This is a genomic window from Falsiroseomonas oleicola, assembly GCF_019029495.1.
GTDB classification, from domain to species: domain Bacteria; phylum Pseudomonadota; class Alphaproteobacteria; order Acetobacterales; family Acetobacteraceae; genus Falsiroseomonas; species Falsiroseomonas oleicola.
The window spans coordinates 20,253-36,095 of the sequence record NZ_JAERQM010000014.1 but is presented as its reverse complement, the minus strand read 5'-3'; the positions used below and the strand labels follow the sequence as shown (position 1 = coordinate 36,095).

The window sequence follows — 15,843 nt, the reverse complement described above, 5'->3', positions numbered from 1 at the left end:
TCCGGAAACGGCAGGGTTCAGGTGTCGCAGCCGAATCCTATTGCCGTTCAACGGCTTGCACCATGTCCGCCAACCCTGATGAATTTTCCGGGCTAGCTTCCGCTTGGCGCGGACCACAAAACCGGTGACGGGGCCTGCTTGAAGCAGATCCACGCCTTGTTCCAAGAGAGACAAGCCCTCTCTAAATTTTAGTGAGCGAACCAAGGCGAAGCCCAACTCGCTCATAGATTCGCCGATTGCGGATCTATCGGCGCCCTCAACAGAACGCCTGAGTTCCAGCGCCCGTCGGAAGTCGGCAATCGCCTTCTTCCTGTCGCCAAGGGCGTACAAAATACTTCCCCGCAACCCCGATGTTCCTGATGCCTCGCCTTTTAGAGCCTCAGCCTCGATATGCTTGAGGGCCATGTCGAGCGCATCTTTGCGGTATTTTGGCCGGTGGGCCTGCTTTGAGATGGAGTAGTATTCACTTGCGAATCCGCTATGGGGGCCAGCTGGAAATCCGTATCGCTCTGCCTTGATTGAATTAAGCGAACTAAGAGCGGCGAGGCAGCCCATATATGGATGGCCATGCAATCCATACCAAGCGCCAGCTGAACTCCATGCTGCCAGGGCTTGCTCCCAAAGTGGGACAAATTCATCGTTCGCCTTGGTAGGCGGCGCGCCCATCAATTCGCGGATAGCCATCCATAGTAGAGAAAGCTTGCGATCATGTCGCAGCTCTGTCTGTGCATCTTTGAGAACAGTGCTCACTAAGCTTTCATTAGGGCGCGCGGCTGAGAGGTCGCCCAATCCATTGAGGAACCTGATCGGCGGGCCAGCAGCCATCGGGTTATATTCAAAGTGGCGGTCTGCCATGAGTTGGTCAGTAAAGCGTGGGGCGGAACCGACAAGATGACGAAGACGGCGCGAGCGCCGCGGCTGTTCAAGATCCTCGAGCATTTCCTGTAGGCATGCAAAAATATAGTCTTCACTCCGCGGCGTTCGGTCTAGACCTGGCAGGGCCGGCTCGAGCAAATCTAAAACATACTTCAATCGTCCGGTAAGCTCTTCGCCCTCCAGAATGAAGATTTTCATGGGCTTTTGCAAAAGTGCTGCCTCGAAGATTTCCATCTCAAAATAGGAAACTTGCACATCTTCGCCGTTTGCTATTTTGATTTTGCTGCCATAATTAGAGCGGGCGACCGCAACATAGGTCTGCGAAGTCCGGACGCCCTCAACACAGAACATCGCTTTCTCTATGAAGGGGACCATATTGTTTTGGTCAAGTATCTTCCAGCTTTCCGCCATCCAGACTGGAAAATTCTCGACATCTTCCCGTTCGCCGGTTATGCGCTTCTTTGGATTAATTCCATCAATGACCCGTTGCCGCAGGGCGAGCTTTGTGCCCTTCGGCTCTTGGAAGCATGACGAAAAGAAGATCTTCGAGGGCATACCAACTCTATATCGAAATCGTGATGATTTTGCAATTTCTCCTGCCCGTTCATAAGTGGTCCTCGGTGCTAACCGTTCTGCCCCCCCAACCCCCGCCGCAAATCCTCCACCAACGACCACGCGATCAGCACCGGCGGCGGGAAATCGCTCTTCTCCGGCGTCTCTTCCGGTGGCAGGCACGCCGAGATGGCGAAGGCGAGCTTCGCCTTCGCCAGCCATCCGGCCGGCGTATGCGCCATCAGGCCGGCGGCGAAGTCCTCGGCGGTGAGGAGGCGTTCGGCGACCTCGGCCTTCGCATGTTTCAGCGCGCGCCGCTCGCGCTTGCTTGCCGCCTTCACGCGCTCGAGGCGCGCCTGTTCCGACTGAAGGCGGTGCCATTCCTCGCAGATGATCAGCACCGCCGCGTCGGGGTGCTTCATCGGAAGGGGCAGGCCCTGGATGGCGCGGGTGAAGAGGTCGGGTTGTGGAAGGCCCGTGCCCTCCCGATCGGCAATCGACATGCTGGAGTGCTCCTTGGTCAGCGATGGCCGGAGCACCCTTGCTTCTCAGGGCGCACGCGCTCCGGGGGCTGAGAACCCAACCAAGGATGGGCGCGCATGCCTTTGGGCTTCCGGCAAGCCGGCGCCTTCGGACATGGACATGCGCCCCCCGGAGTAACGGTGCGTGGAAGCGCCGTATCGGGGCGGACCGCCTTGGTTTGGAGTTTCTCAGGCTCCGGGACGGACCCTGCCCGATCCGCGCGGGCAGGGTCAAGGGCGCCGGCTACCGCGCCTTGGGCGGCCGTCCGCGCCGGGCCTGCACTGGGTGTCCACCGGGCGGCGCCTCAGGCCGCGAAGCCTTCCAGGCATGGATCTCCGACAGCACCCAGCGCACCACGCCGCCGCCCAGCTCGCGCGGCCGCGGAAAGCCGCCCTCGGACATGCGGCGATAGATGGTGGATCGGCTGAGCCCAACCTCCTGCTGCACCCGCGCAATGCCCACCCAGGGATCGATGGGCGGCGGCACGGGGCCCTCGGGAACATCCGTTGCGGCATCAGGCATCGAAGCGCCTCCCCTCCGGCAGTTTCGCATTCTGCTCGGCCAGGAACATCGCGGCACGCGCGCCGCCCAGCCCGCCGGGGGACTGCCGAATGAGATGCTCCAGCACGCGGGCGCAGAACAGCACGTAATCCGCATTGGTCGGCCGCACCACGGCGTCCAGCACCTCCACCGTGGAGATCATCAGATTCGTCGTCTCGCTGCGCGCCGCCATCAAGGCGCGTCGCGCCGTGCACGGGCCGCAGGTGCCTTCCTCGCCGGTACAGCCGGTGATGTCGTGATTCGGCCTGCTCATCGCAGCCCTCCCTGAATGACGGTGAACGGGGTGTTGCGCAGCAGGCCGGGCAGCAGCTGCGGCAGGTGGTGGCGCGGCAGAACCTGCACGCGCAGCACACGCTCCAACTGCTGAAGCTGAAGCGCGAGCGCCATGATCTGGTCCAGCAGCAGCGGCCGATCCGCGCCGGGCGCGGCCGCGAGGTTCAGCAGCCCGGCCATCACCCTCCCCGCCTCGCGCAGCGTCGCCAGCTGCGGGCCTTCCAGATCCAGGAATCGGTCCACCTGGTCGCCGATGGCATCCAGCGCGGCGGGGAACAGGTGCGGCTGCCGCAGATTGGCTTCGCGGGCGAGGCGAATGGTGGCGATCAGACGGGCGCTGATCATGTGCCCGCCCTGCCGCCCTTGGTGGCGGCGACGCGGCCGGCGGAGACGATGGCCTGGCCGAGGCGGATCGCCTCGTCGGGGGTCAGGATCTCGATCACGCCGTTCAGGGAAAGGTGCACCCGGTCGCCGCTGCGGTCGACGATCAGGTGGCGGTCCAACTCACGCCGCTGGTCGTTACGTGACCGCGGGCTGAGACTGCCGTGGCCACTCCTGTTCATGCACATAGGCTCCTCCTCGGACAGAGAAGGGCCAGTCTGGCCACTAATGGATGGTCGTCAAGGCCATTGTGGCCATAACGGTGTCACAGCCAGGTCCACTTCCCCAGCACCCGGCCCAGCACCCGCACCTCATCCAGCGGCAGTTGATAGGGCGCGTAGGCCGGATTCTCGCTGGAAAACCGCACCATGGGCGGCGCGCCGGGCAGCACCTGCAGCCGCTTGAACACCTGCACCAGCCCATTCCAGGCCAAGTAGGTGCCGTCGGCGCCGACGTAGTTGTGGCCGATATCCACCATGACCCGCTCGTTCGGGCGCAGCAGTGGCGCCATGCTGTCGCCGACCACGCGCATGACCACCACGGTGGAACTGCGATGCTCCGGCGGCAGCGCATCGCGCGGCATGACCCATTCGCCGACGATGGGCGCGGTATGGTCCAGAATCACGACGCCGCCTTCACCGGCCGCGGCCTCCGCCTGGTATTCGCGGATCAGCACATGGCCGGGCGGCACTGGCCGGGTGCTGGGCGGCCGTGGCTGCACCAGCAGGCTTTCCGTCGCATCGCCGGTCACGGGCGTGCCCGGCTCCGCCAGCAGCGCCATGGGATCCACGCCGAGATGCGGCGCCAGCTTCACCGCCCAGTCCCGGGACAGTTGCCGCTTCCCTGTGGTCAGCTTGCTGAGGGTGCTCGGCTGCGTCTCGGTCAGCCGAGCCAGATCAGCGGCTTTCATGCCCCGAATGTCGAGGACTTCCTGGAGTCGGCTTGTCATCTGGCCATTATGGCCAGAAGCGGCGAGGCCGTCTGTAGCCAATATGGCCTTGCTGTTTGTGGCCATCGTGGCCATTCTGCGGCCATGACGCTCGAAGAATTCCGGCAAGGCCGGGGATGGACCCTCGCCGAACTCGCCCGCGAGCTCGGCCTTCATGATGCCCGATCGGTGCATCGCTACCTGCATGGCCAGCGAATTCCGCGCGCCGCGGTGATGCGCCGAATCATGTCGGTGACGGGCGGCGCCGTCTCGCCGGCGGATTTCTACCAGGCGGCGCCGCCGGTGCAGCGCGTGCCGCGCCGTCCGGCGGCGATGGGGCAAGGCTGATGCGGTTCTCCATGCCCCCACTCTGCGTCGCGCGCGCTGGCCGCGCAGCGGGAACCGTTCCGTTCGGATGGGGGCCGCGGCGATGACGGCCACCCAACCGGTGGAGGAAGATCTCCGCGCGCTGAAAACCGCCTTCCGACGGCTGATCGGCGCGGTGGGCGGGTTGGTCGCGGCCTCGGCCTGTGTCCGCGTCTCCACCTCCCAGCTCGCGCGCTACTATGACCTGAACGACCTCGGCACCTTCCCGCCAATCGACGTGGTGACACAGCTCGAACGCATCGCTGGCGAGCCCATCGTCGCGGTCGAACAGGCACGGCTGACCGGCCATCGGCTGGTTCCGGAGCGGGCGCGTGATGGCGCGACCCTGGCGGCCGAGGTCGCGGCCTTCGCGCGCGCCGCCGGTGAGGTGCCCGCCGCGCTCTGCGAGGCCCTGGCCGATGGCGAGATGAGCCAGGCCGAGGCCGACGCGATTGGCGCGGTGGCCATGCGCCTGGCCGCAAAGCTCGCGCGCGTCACCGTTGCGGCAGAAGCCGCTGTCAGCTCGCCCGCCGCCCCCGCGGTGAAGGGTGAGGGAGCGCCCGCCGACCGTCGCCCGCTGGGCGGGGATGGCGGCGGGCGCTTGTCCCCACGCAGGGGGCGACGATGAGCCGGCCTGACCCGCTCTCTCGCCCTACCACCTTACGCGCGGGCCGCCTGCGCTCGCGTGTCTCTTGCCTGGCTCGAACACCTCGGAGACTGCCATGAGCGATCGCACCCAAACCGGCAGGGGGCGGCGCGGCGAGCGCGGCGACATCGACTTCAAGGCCCACATCCGGGAAGTGGCGCGGCAGCTGCTGGGGGAGCCGAACAAGGCGCTGTCGAAGCGTGACCAGCTGCGCTTTGGTCGGCATGGCAGCCTGGCGGTGAATGTCGGCGGGCCGGAGCGCGGCACCTTCTACGACCATGAGGCGAAGCAGGGCGGTGGCGTGCTGGATCTGATCCGGCGCGAGACCGGTCTCGTGAATGGCGCGGCCATCGAATGGCTGCGCCAGCATGTCGATGGCGGCATCCCCGCCCCGACGCATGCCGATGGCCCCGCCCCCCGGCTGAAGCCCTCCGCGGCGCCGATCCGCACCGACAAGCCTGCGCCGAAGCTTGGCAAGCCGGTGGCCGAATGGGTCTATCGGCAGGCGGATGGCCGCCCGGTGATGCGCGTGCTGCGCTTCCACCCCGGTGGCGACCCCGCGAACAAGACCTATCGGCAGGAGCGTGCCAACGGCGCCGGCGGCTGGACACCCGGCGTCTCTGGCATCGACTTCGTGCCCTACCGCCTGCCGGATATGGCGCATGCTGCCGGCCTGGTCTTCGTGACGGAGGGCGAGAAGGCCGCCGACCTGCTGGTCGCGGCCGCGATCGGCCCGGCCACCTGCAACCCGATGGGCGCCGGCAAATGGCAGGACAGCTTGACCCCCTGGTTCGAGGGCCGCGACGTCGTCATCCTGCCGGACAACGACAAGCCCGGCGCCGCCCATGCGGAGCTGGTGGCCAGCGCCCTGCATGGCGTCGCCGCGCGCATCCGAATCGTCCACCTGCCCGGCCTGCCGGAGAAGGGCGATGCCGAGCAATGGCTGGACGCCGGTGGCGATGGAGAGGAGCTGCTGCGGCTGGTCGACGCCACGCCGGACTGGCGGCCGCCGCTGGGCATCTGGGACCGCATCCGCGCCATCGCCCCGCACAGTCCGTCATTGCAGCGGCTGGTCGACGGCGACTTCAGCAAGCTCGCCGGCCAGCGGCGGGAACAGCGCGACCAGGCGCTGGGCTCCGCGCTGAAACGCGCCGGCTTCAACTTCGACGAGATGCGTGAGGCGCTGATCGGCTGGGCGTTGGGCGCCGGCGCCGAGCGCCTGGCGGATGGGCGCGAGGATTATTTCGAGCAGATCTGGGACCGCGCCGGCCGCCTGGTGCCGGACCACATCCCCCTGCCGAATGAGGAGCCCCTGCCACTGCGGCGTGACACCCGGCCACCGCTGGAATTCCCGCTGACCTGCCTGCCGGCGACGATGCGCGACGCGGTCGAGGCCATCCAGTGGCGCACCCAGGCGCCGGTGGCGATGTGCGCGCAGTCCGTCATCGCCGCCGCCTCGCTGGCGGTGCAGCAGCACGTCAACGTCGTGCTGCCGATGGGCAGCACCAAGCCGGTCAGCCTGTTTTGCATCAGCACGGCGATGTCCGGCGAGCGCAAGAGCGCAGTGGATGAACTGGCGGTGGCGCCGGTGCGGCAATGGGAGGCGGAGCTGGCGGAGGAGTACCGCAGCGAGAAGCTCACCTATGCGCTGGGGATGGAAGCCTATGGCGCGGCGAAGGAGGCGGCGCTGAAGGACAAGGCCAATCGCGGCGACCGGGACCGGCTGGAGACGGCGCTGGAACAACTGGGCGACCCGCCGCAGCCGCCGATGCTGCCGATCATCCTGGCGGACAACCTGACCGTCGAGGGCATCGAGCGCTACTTCGCCGACAAGGGCCGGCCGAGCATCGGCATGTTCACGGCGGAGGGCGGGAAGATCATCGGCGGGCACATGATGTCCGACGAGAATCGCATGAAGGCGGGCGCGACGCTGAACCTGCTGTGGGACGGCGCGACGCTGAACCGGTTTCGGTCAGGCGATGGGGCGCACCGAATGCCGGGCAAGCGGCTCTGCGTGCACATCATGGTGCAGCCCGGTGTGATCGAGCAGTTGATGACGGACCGCACCCTGTCGGATCTCGGCACGCTGGCGCGCTTCCTGGTGGTGGTGCCGCCCACCACGGCGGGCTCGCGGCTGTGGCGTGAGACGCCGGTGGAAGTGGAGCTGGCCTTGCAGGCCTACAGCCGAACGATGCTGTCGGTGCTGCGGCGGCCGGCGGCGCATGGCGAGGCGGAGAATGAGCTGACGCCGCGCGGGCTGCACCTGGACCCGGAGGCGCGGGCGGCCTGGATCCGCTTTCACGACGAGGTGGAGGTGAAGCTGAAGCCCGGGGCCGAGTACGACGCGATCCGGCCCTTCGGCAGCAAGCTGGCGGAGCATGCGGCGCGGCTGGCGGCGGTGCTGGCGGTGTTCGAGGACGCGGATGCGATCGGCATCAGCGCGGCGATGATGGAGGCCGGGGCGACGCTGGCGCGGCACTACGCGCAGGAGGCGCTGCGGCTGGTCGAGAATGGCCAGTCAAACCAGGACCTGACGGCGGCGGAAGTGCTGCTGGCCTGGCTCCAGGACAAGCACGTCCAGCGGTTCACGCTGAAGACGGTGTACCGGGAGGGACCGACCTTCCTGCGGGACCGGGACAGCGCGGCGAAGGTGGTGGCGGTGCTGGAGAAGCACGGCTGGGCGCGGCGGCTGCCCTCTGGCGCGGAAGTGGATGGCAAGCCGAGCCGGGAGGCCTGGGAGGTCTATCAGGGGCCCCGGCAGGGGGTCCTGAAGGGGACACGGGGGGTGTGAGAGAATAAGGGAAACCCCCTTGCGCCCTGCGCCTTTGCGCCTTTTGTTTTCGACATCATTGATATAATAATGATATAAGAAACTCAGGGCGCAAAGGCGCAGGGCGCAACCCCCCTCCCCTTCGGAATCTTCCCACCATATTACGGTAGTACCTGGACTTTCGGCCTACTCCTCCCCCCCAGCCGGCCTGATGATCCTCGCTGCAAGCCCGCCACCACGTCGAATTCGGTACATCATTCGCCCGAGTTTGTGATATAAGTCGACACCATTTTTGGGCGTCTGATGCCGCCCAATCCGGGAATGATATAAGAAATGGGCCGTCCCGCCGCCTATCCGATCCGCAAAATCCTGTCCTTCGAGGAGGGCATGCTGGCCGAGGTCGCCGCCTTTCGGCACGCGACAGGTGCCGGGACGGAGGCCGAGGCCATCCGCCGACTGGTCGCCCTCGGCCTGCGCCGACAGGCGGGAACGGCCTTGGAGACGGTGCTCGACGCCGTGGTGACTGAGACGGTGGAGGCTTGGCGGCTGCGCCACGCCCCAGGCCTGACGAATGCCGAGGCGTTGGAACTGCTGGTGCGCCGCGGCAGCCAGGCGGTGCGCCCGTTGGCTGGCACCAGCGCCGCCCCGCCGACCGGCGCCTGGCCCACGCAATTGCCGCTGCCGGAGCCGCCGGACCCGGCACCGCCGGAGCCGGTCGCCGAGGCGGTGGAACATCGCTTTGACCAGGAGACGGAGCGGCGGATGGAACGCTACCGCCGCGGCTCCGTGGTGGATCTGGACCGCCAGGCGGTGATCGGTCAGCTGCTGGCGGTGTTCGACGACCGAATGGAGGACGACGTCAGCTTCTACTGGGGTGAGACGACGCCGGAGAAGTCGCGGGGGGAGATCATCGCGTGCCTCGTGAAGACCGCGCTGGATGACTACTTTGGGCGTTGTGAAGTATCGCCCCAGGCGCGAAGAGCAACACGCAGCCGGCTCAGCAATCGGCGCTCCTGACGGCTGTGCACGGAGCCTGGGGGCTGAGCGCAACTGGCTCTGCGGATGTCAAGGACGCGCCGACCAGGACGTTCGCGCGCCTTAGGCTGCGCCCTTATCCTGCCGCATGCTCGCACTGCGGTGCCAGCATGAACTAGCCTAACGCGCGATGGAAGGCTGATGGCCGCCAAACACTAGTGGCGGCCTCTACGCCCTGACCGCATTGCTACTCCGACGCCGACATTGCTGATGCGGCACGTGTGCGAACCGTTTTCTCCCAAGCGCCTACCGCAACATGGGCAACTAGCGTATTATTTCGGATCAGATCAAAAAGGAGCTGAACTTTGAGCGATGTAGACACGATCCACATCGATCTCGACCTCGTGGGAAACCCTAGCGTTGAGCCCGCAGCTCCGAGTTTCATTCAGCGCGAAGCCCGGTCCAGAGTGTTGAGTGCACTGGCTCGCCCCATCGATGAGCCAAGGGACGGAGTCGAGGATGGCAATCGCCCCTTGACACTAAACGTACTGCGTGGGCGTCGCCACGACGCGATATTGGTCTCTGCTCGCCGAGGAGAAGGAAAAACAACGTTCCTAGCAAGCATCTTAAATACGGTTCAACACGGTGACTACCAGAAGTTATTGACCGGTAATTCGAATGCCAACTCTTCCCCTCCGCAACTTTATAGCCTCGGCCTCATCGATCCGACGCTGATTGAAACAAAGCAAAACATTGTTATTGTAGTCATCGACCGTATAAGAATTGCGACAGAACATGGCCGGCGTCGGTCTGGGCGCTCCGATGAATACGTGATTGTCGCAAGCGCGCTAAGAAAGTTAGCCCAAGGTCTGTCTCTGCTCGACGGCATTGGGGAGGGGCTCGATGCTACAAAAGATTGGCTTGACCCAGATTTCGTCTTAGATCGTGGTCTAGAAGACGCATCGGCAGCGCACGATTTTGAGCGGCGTTTCCGCGATTTTGTTCGGGCCGCCGCCCGATATTTGGACGTAAATGCCTTCGTTCTAGCCATCGATGACGTGGATACCTGGTTCGAGCGGGGCTGGCCGGTGCTTGAGGCACTTCGTAAGTATCTCGTCACGCCACAGCTTCGCATTATACTATCAGGTGACCTTAATCTCTATGCGCTTCTCGTTCGTCGCCAGCAGTGGGGCCAAATGGGAGAGGCATTTCTTCGAGCGGAGCAGATGCGGGAGGTCGCTGAGCCTGGAACATCGTTGATTCGCAAAATTGGCTCAATGGTCGAGGCTCTTCAGGACCAGTACCTTGTTAAAGTGGCGCCACCCGAAAACCGAATTGATCTCAAGCCGCTTTCATATTATGACGAAATTGGAGAAATTCAACTTTCAGCAAAGCGATTGAACTCACCAATTCACCTGCGCATTTTTCTCAAGAGGCTATCAGACAGGGTTCTCGGTGTCCGTTATCAACCTGACCTGGAACTCGTGAGTCGCCAATTGCTACAGATGCCAACCCGAAGCGTACTACAAATATTAGCCGGGGCTGTAGACGTTTGTGGCGACAACCAACCGAGCAACGACGCATTTAGTACGGCGGAGAACGCGCTTCGCCACGTTGCCTGGACTGCGTTAATGAGCGTAGGGCTAGATATCGAAAAGACTCGTAACTCCGCCCCCAATGCAATCATTGGGGTTTTGGGGGAGTGGCTTACACAGTCCAAACTGTGGACGAGCCTCGCTCGCCTGCATCCAGATGCGGTTGATGCTGATAATAGAAATCTTGTGGCGCTTTATCTGACGGCTGTATTGAACGGCGTATTTCGCGCTTCGCCCGGACGTTCTGTGGATTATCTGCTCCGAATTGCTGTAATTAGAGAAAAAATAGATCGAGGCGAAATCATGGCTGCCGCATCGGACGGTATGCCTCGCTTATTTGCACACCTTGCGGCGGGCACGGTAGAGAGCAGCCTTCAATTCGTGAGCCGTTTAGCTGCCTGGGAAGTTACAGAAGGTGGCCGCGAAGGAATCCGTCGTACCATATCTCAAATTCGACTCAGCGGCGCCAGCGTCCCATTAACACGGGTGCGCGAGAGAAATGCTGCGACTAAGGAGCTTTATGGCTTGGAATACGATGGCAAACAAGCTTTGCCTCGAGATCTTTTTCGGGGGCTTAAAGATCGCGTGGAATCGGATCAAGCACAGGTTCTGTCAACATTATCGCCGCCGCTAAGGGGCTACCATGCGTCGCTTTTAAAAGCGGGCTGGGGTTATGATTCGCGCCGTGGAAAAGAAGCCGGATTCCAGGTATATTTTATCAACGGCGTCGAAGATCTTGCCGAGCGGCTCGACCGGAACTCCGGTTTGGTGGCGAGAATTCCAATGCATCGAATTGTTAGTGGGCAAGCCGCAGAGTCAGGCAACTATTCATTTTTACGCCTCCTAAGTACCGTTGGCGAGTTAATCGATGTTATTTCTGCGCCTGCATCGGATCGACTAAATCAAGTAGCTAGGATATTAAAATCTTCTTCCCAGGTCCGCAGCTATCCCACGCCTGTCGCAGCTCACGAAACACGGTCTGAAGACCCCGCCGATTTCGATGATGAGGATGAGGTTGGTGCAGATAAGGATCGAGATCCATTTGCCTCGCATTCTGGATGGCGTGTTGAGGATATTCTCGTGGACTGGGTGAACGAGCACGCCACGCGCCGCGCTTTACGCCCTCTGGCACCTGTGACCCTCTCTCGAATGTGGACGAGATTCACGTATTCCTTTCAAAATATGCGCGACGAACTGGCTCACGGAAAAACAAGATACCTTGGTGTCCTTATGCACCGAACTGTCATCGCCTTTCTTCATTCTGTCGGATACGAGGCACTGCGTGCAGCCAATATAGACACCCGGAGAAGTCTTGCAAATAACCCGGTAACCTCAGGGGCGGTATTTGCGCGACTTTTGGATGAAGTATACAGTTCCGAGGGAAAGGCAGAGTTTCTAGAAACGCCTGAATTTGCGTTCTTTGATCTCATTTTCTCTTGTCCGTTATGGGCCTATTTCCTTGCAAGAGACGAGGCACAGGAAGTCGCAGTGCCAAGGCCGCAAGAACCCAACGACAGCATCTTCCAGCATTATGCTTCACGATTAGATTCTTTTTGGCAGGATGGCGATGCGTCTTTTGCGGAAACTCACCTTAGATCACCAAAGGCCGAAAATAGCGCTGTCTTCGCTGGCCTCTATTTCGCACTTAATACCGTTCAGCTTCAGGGCCAAAGCGACCAAGACGGCCGTGTCGGCACTTCGCTTGCGGCGCTAGGTCGCTCGGGCGTTCGACGTCGCGTAGTGCGGATCAGCGGCAACGACGTAGACCCGCAGAGCTAGCCGAGAAATGAGCGCGCTCATTTTCCGTCGAGCTTTCTCAGACTCGTTCGGACTTAAGGAGTTGTGCAAGGGATCAGTCCCTTCTATGCGCGACGTTCGAAGGCGTCTGTTTGTCGCTGAAAGGCGATCCGATACAAGGAGAGCCGACCATTTCTACAAAAACTATCTAGATGAGCGCTTAGGGCAGGTCGAGGAGCTACACGAACTTCCGTGGGCGATCCTTTCGGCGTTGGCGTTTCGGTTCATTAAGCGAACCGGGAAGACAATCCACGTTCGAAGCGAAGCGTGGGTGGACTGGCAAGAGCTGCTGCCGATGATCTCGCCTCTAGCTGTCTTAGTCGCCTTTCTGGTTGATGAAGGAGATGGGCCAGATTTTCAAGTTGATCCCAGGGCATATTTAACAGCCGAGATTGGCGACTCTGCTCTGCTTTCTACCTGTGAGCCGGAGATTCGGGACCTTATCGAGCGCGAAGGCCTGAACGAAATGCACATGCATCTAAATGGCTCAACCGAACTTGATATTGTATGGCCTGATGCGGTGCGTTCACCTGAAATATATCTACGAGAGCTCAAGGCAGCTCTACAAAAATCAGGAGAGCCAACGCGTGAATTCTACGATCAGCTAGAGTTGGGGCTAACTCCCTATGAAATTTACCGGCGACTGCGTTCGGCTCGGAGAGTAAGGCATATTACAGCATCCATCTTAAGCGACCTTAAAAGGGCGAGGCGGACAGATATTGCAATGGCATCGATTTTGGCAACCATGAATGCTGATCTCGCCGACTATGGGTGCAGCGATACGGTTGGACTACCTCTTAGTTATAGGCCAATTTCAAGAATGCATCCGGGATCGCCATCATCACCTATCATTGACGAGGCCGCATTCCTATATTCCTGGTTTCAGGGGTTGCGTTTGGCGGGCGGGCCGAAAACTCAGTTGGGCTTGGCTCTGTATTTTAATATGCTTGTTCAAACGCAAATTTCTCGCATTTCAGTTCAGCAAATTGACGAAGTGGGTTTTGATCAGTTTCAAAAATACACCTTTGTTGGAGTTCGTGAGCATCTCGAGCGTGCGTATGAAGCGCGCTTCAGGCAACTTAACGGAGCGCCGCCTCATCGCGTGCTGAAGCATCTCGAGGGGCGGCTAGCCCCTAAAAAGGATATAAGAGATCTTATGATGCTGCTAGCGCACATCATTGACGGCTATCTCTTGTTTAGAGGTTGTCCCAAGCGGGCGGCTGCGCGCGGTCTTCGCGGTGTAGCGCCGGGCTGCCTTACAGGAGCTTGTTGTCCGGGTTGTTCGCGTCCAACTGCGGGCAGGCCAGATGCCGAGCTAGCCCTCGTGGTTCATTTCATTAAACGTCCTTCTCGCAGGGGGCGCGATCGTGTCCCTCAGGCGCTTAATATGGCGCTAAGGACCGACTTGAGGCAGCAGGCCCAGGTCGTCAGGCAGGCGGCTGAGCGTAGCGTATTCGTTCGGCAGATTTTGCGAGGAATCGATGCGGCGGCAAACGAGCTTCATGCGCCTCCGGAAGTCTTTGCGCCCACTTTCAGGTATCTTCGACGCCATGGCTTTCAACATTCTTCTTTCCACGTAGGCGAGGACTTTGTTCACCTTGTTTCGGGAGTCCGGGCATGCGACGAGGCGAAATCTTTCCTCTCGTTGGGCAAAGGCGACAGAATGGGCCACGCGACTGCGCTTGGCATTCATCCTAGCCTCTGGCGAGACCGAGCCGGGCCGAAAATCATGATTTTTGCAGGTGAACATCTAGATAACCTTGTATATGCGCATGCTTGTCTATCAGCACGTCCAGAGACTGCTGCAGAAGCTCTAGGTCTTCAGACGCAGATTGCGCATCTTTCTTCCCGGATCTACGAGACGGAATATTCGGCCGCAAGTTTGTATCAGGCGTGGTTGCTTCGCGAGCTTGACATCCTCGAGGTGCTTGAACTCGAGCGGAGGAGTGATATCCGACTCGACGTTGGCGAAATCGCTGCAGCTGCCGACGACAAAGCAGGCAGACTAAATGCTCCCGCAAGGCGCCAGGAACTGAAGCGGATCGGGGATGCTGCGAGGCTGCATCCGCTTGCATATTCTATTTACCGTGAGCGGCATCGCCGCGGCAATCGCTTAGATGAGCGTATGGAAGTTCGAACAAATTGGCTCACTGAGGCCGCGTTGACGACACTTCAAGCAAATGTACTGCGTAATCTCGCCGATGCAAGTATCGCCATTGAGGTGCTTCCTACTAGTAATGTCCGTATCAGTTCTTATGATCGGCTGGACGAGCATCATCTCTTTCGGTGGCTAAATCTGACCGCCGACGGTTTTGCGTCGGTGCCGGCCATTTGTGTTGGAAGTGATGATACGGGTATTTTTGCTACTAACCTTCAAAATGAGTATGCGGCGATATATGATGTGTTGCGTCGGAAGTTTTCCGTGGGGCCGAATGAGGCGACTTCGATTTTAGAGAAACTCAATCGGAATGGATCTGCGTACCGATTTCGCCCGATATCCCTACGAACTTAACAGCGTTCGCCGATTGTTTCTATTTGTTGGCTGGATGCGTTGGCCCGTCCAGCCGGGGCCGGTTGCTGGCGCTTCCCGGATTTTACGATCGGATGTTAAGGATCGCTCCTCTGCTTTCATGATCTGTGATATTTCCCCTGCCAGCGCCGGGCGGGGGCCCGCCGCCTTGAGGCGTCCTGCATCACCTCTTCGACCCCGACGAGACTCCGAAAGCCCGTGGATCACGTGGCAGGTTCTGGGGTAGGTCTTCGGATAGCCTGGGAAAGCCACGCGCCACCGCCACCCCGGCGGCGGAAGCCCGCGCCCCGCCATCGCGCGGCGCCACTGACCAGGCACGCTCACACGTTCTGACATTCGGCGCCGCGGACCCTCCGCCGGCGCCCGCGCGCGCTTGGAGGCGCCCAATGAACATGACCCGCGTCCAGCACCTGGCGGCCGCCCGGCCGCAGGAGCCGATCTATGATGCCGAGGTGGTGCAGTACCGGCTGGAGGAGGCCGGGGCGACGCTGCTGGCCCTCCCCTCCAGGGGCTGCCTTCCAGCCGGCTATCGCAGCAACTGGCCGGAGGTGCTGGTGAATGCGGCGGAGGCCTATGGCTACGGCCCCATCACCATCAAGGCACCGGTGCCCAGCGCGCGGAAGGTGACGCGCATGGACGAGGCGTTCGGCTGGATGAAGCTGGTGCCGGAGGACCGGATCAACCACCGGCGGATCCTGCTGCTGCGGGCGCTGACCAGCCCGATCACGGGGCGGCACCGGCACAGCTGGCGGTCGATCGGGTCGATGTTCGGCTGGGACTACCGGGCGGTGCAGCGTTGGCACGCGGAGGGCATCAGCTGGATCGTGATGGCGCTGTACGCGCAGCAATGCGGCGGGGCGGAGTGGGCGCGGGTGTGGCGGGAGGAGCGGGAGGGGCCGGATAGCTTGGCGCGGCAATACGGTAAGCCTCAATAGCTGCCTCCGTCAGCCTTCCACAGCACCCGCTCAGGGAAAGCCAAAAATGAATGTTGTGTAACTTTACGCTTGATCACATGGTGGCTTCTGCGGTAGCGGAAGCGCCACGATGCCCGCAAAGGGCCGGCACGCCCCA

The 15,843-nt window shown here is 61.7% G+C and carries 14 protein-coding genes; 7 read left to right on the top strand and 7 right to left on the bottom strand.

Annotated elements, in window-relative coordinates; genetic code table 11:
- The 7 genes from JJQ90_RS26395 to JJQ90_RS26365 form a co-directional block, all read right to left on the bottom strand.
- Positions 1-1,431 (bottom strand): tetratricopeptide repeat protein (locus JJQ90_RS26395; RefSeq protein ID WP_216879255.1); only part of this gene is annotated, 1,431 nt, incomplete at its 3' end.
- Positions 1,432-1,499: 68 nt separating this feature from the next.
- Complete coding sequence (locus JJQ90_RS26390) at positions 1,500-1,931, bottom strand: hypothetical protein (protein WP_216879254.1); 432 nt, start codon at positions 1,929-1,931, stop codon at positions 1,500-1,502.
- A 262-nt stretch (positions 1,932-2,193) separates the two neighbouring features.
- Positions 2,194-2,472, bottom strand: coding sequence for a helix-turn-helix transcriptional regulator (locus JJQ90_RS26385; RefSeq protein WP_216879253.1), 279 nt, complete (start codon positions 2,470-2,472; stop codon positions 2,194-2,196).
- Positions 2,465-2,764 carry a hypothetical protein gene (locus JJQ90_RS26380; RefSeq protein WP_216879252.1) on the bottom strand — a complete coding sequence of 100 codons (300 nt, stop codon included), beginning with the start codon at positions 2,762-2,764 and terminating at the stop codon, positions 2,465-2,467. Before JJQ90_RS26380 ends, JJQ90_RS26385 begins: the two co-directional genes overlap by 8 nt.
- Entirely contained in the window at positions 2,761-3,129 is a 369-nt protein-coding gene (locus JJQ90_RS26375) for a hypothetical protein (RefSeq protein ID WP_216879251.1), read from the bottom strand. The genes JJQ90_RS26380 and JJQ90_RS26375 overlap by 4 nt, the downstream gene beginning before the upstream one ends.
- Positions 3,126-3,347: a hypothetical protein gene (locus JJQ90_RS26370; protein WP_216879250.1), complete on the bottom strand. Its 222-nt coding sequence runs from the start codon at positions 3,345-3,347 to the stop codon at positions 3,126-3,128. The genes JJQ90_RS26375 and JJQ90_RS26370 overlap by 4 nt, the downstream gene beginning before the upstream one ends.
- A gap of 83 nt (positions 3,348-3,430) precedes the next feature.
- The gene (locus JJQ90_RS26365; protein WP_268958726.1) at positions 3,431-4,114 is read right to left on the bottom strand and encodes a LexA family transcriptional regulator; all 684 of its coding nucleotides are present in this window, start codon (positions 4,112-4,114) and stop codon (positions 3,431-3,433) included.
- An 84-nt stretch (positions 4,115-4,198) separates the two neighbouring features.
- Between JJQ90_RS26365 and JJQ90_RS26360 the strand changes: the two genes are divergently transcribed.
- The 7 genes from JJQ90_RS26360 (at position 4,199) to JJQ90_RS26330 (ending at position 15,707) form a co-directional block, all read left to right on the top strand.
- On the top strand, positions 4,199-4,441 hold the full coding sequence (locus tag JJQ90_RS26360; protein ID WP_216879248.1) for a helix-turn-helix domain-containing protein: 243 nt from the start codon (positions 4,199-4,201) through the stop codon (positions 4,439-4,441).
- Between the two features lie 82 nt (positions 4,442-4,523).
- Positions 4,524-5,087, top strand: a complete 564-nt coding sequence (locus JJQ90_RS26355; protein ID WP_216879247.1) for a hypothetical protein — start codon at positions 4,524-4,526, stop codon at positions 5,085-5,087.
- 94 nt (positions 5,088-5,181) lie between these two features.
- Positions 5,182-7,896, top strand: coding sequence for a DUF3987 domain-containing protein (locus JJQ90_RS26350; protein WP_216879246.1), 2,715 nt, complete (start codon positions 5,182-5,184; stop codon positions 7,894-7,896).
- Between the two features lie 312 nt (positions 7,897-8,208).
- Positions 8,209-8,892: a hypothetical protein gene (locus tag JJQ90_RS26345; protein ID WP_216879245.1), complete on the top strand. Its 684-nt coding sequence runs from the start codon at positions 8,209-8,211 to the stop codon at positions 8,890-8,892.
- 323 nt (positions 8,893-9,215) lie between these two features.
- A complete protein-coding gene (locus tag JJQ90_RS26340) occupies positions 9,216-12,224 on the top strand; it encodes a hypothetical protein (RefSeq protein ID WP_216879244.1) in 3,009 nt (1,002 codons plus the stop codon).
- 7 nt (positions 12,225-12,231) lie between these two features.
- Complete coding sequence (locus JJQ90_RS26335) at positions 12,232-14,754, top strand: amidohydrolase family protein (RefSeq protein WP_216879243.1); 2,523 nt, start codon at positions 12,232-12,234, stop codon at positions 14,752-14,754.
- 404 nt (positions 14,755-15,158) lie between these two features.
- A complete protein-coding gene (locus JJQ90_RS26330) occupies positions 15,159-15,707 on the top strand; it encodes a DUF6362 family protein (RefSeq protein WP_216879242.1) in 549 nt (182 codons plus the stop codon).
- Positions 15,708-15,843 lie beyond the last annotated feature (136 nt).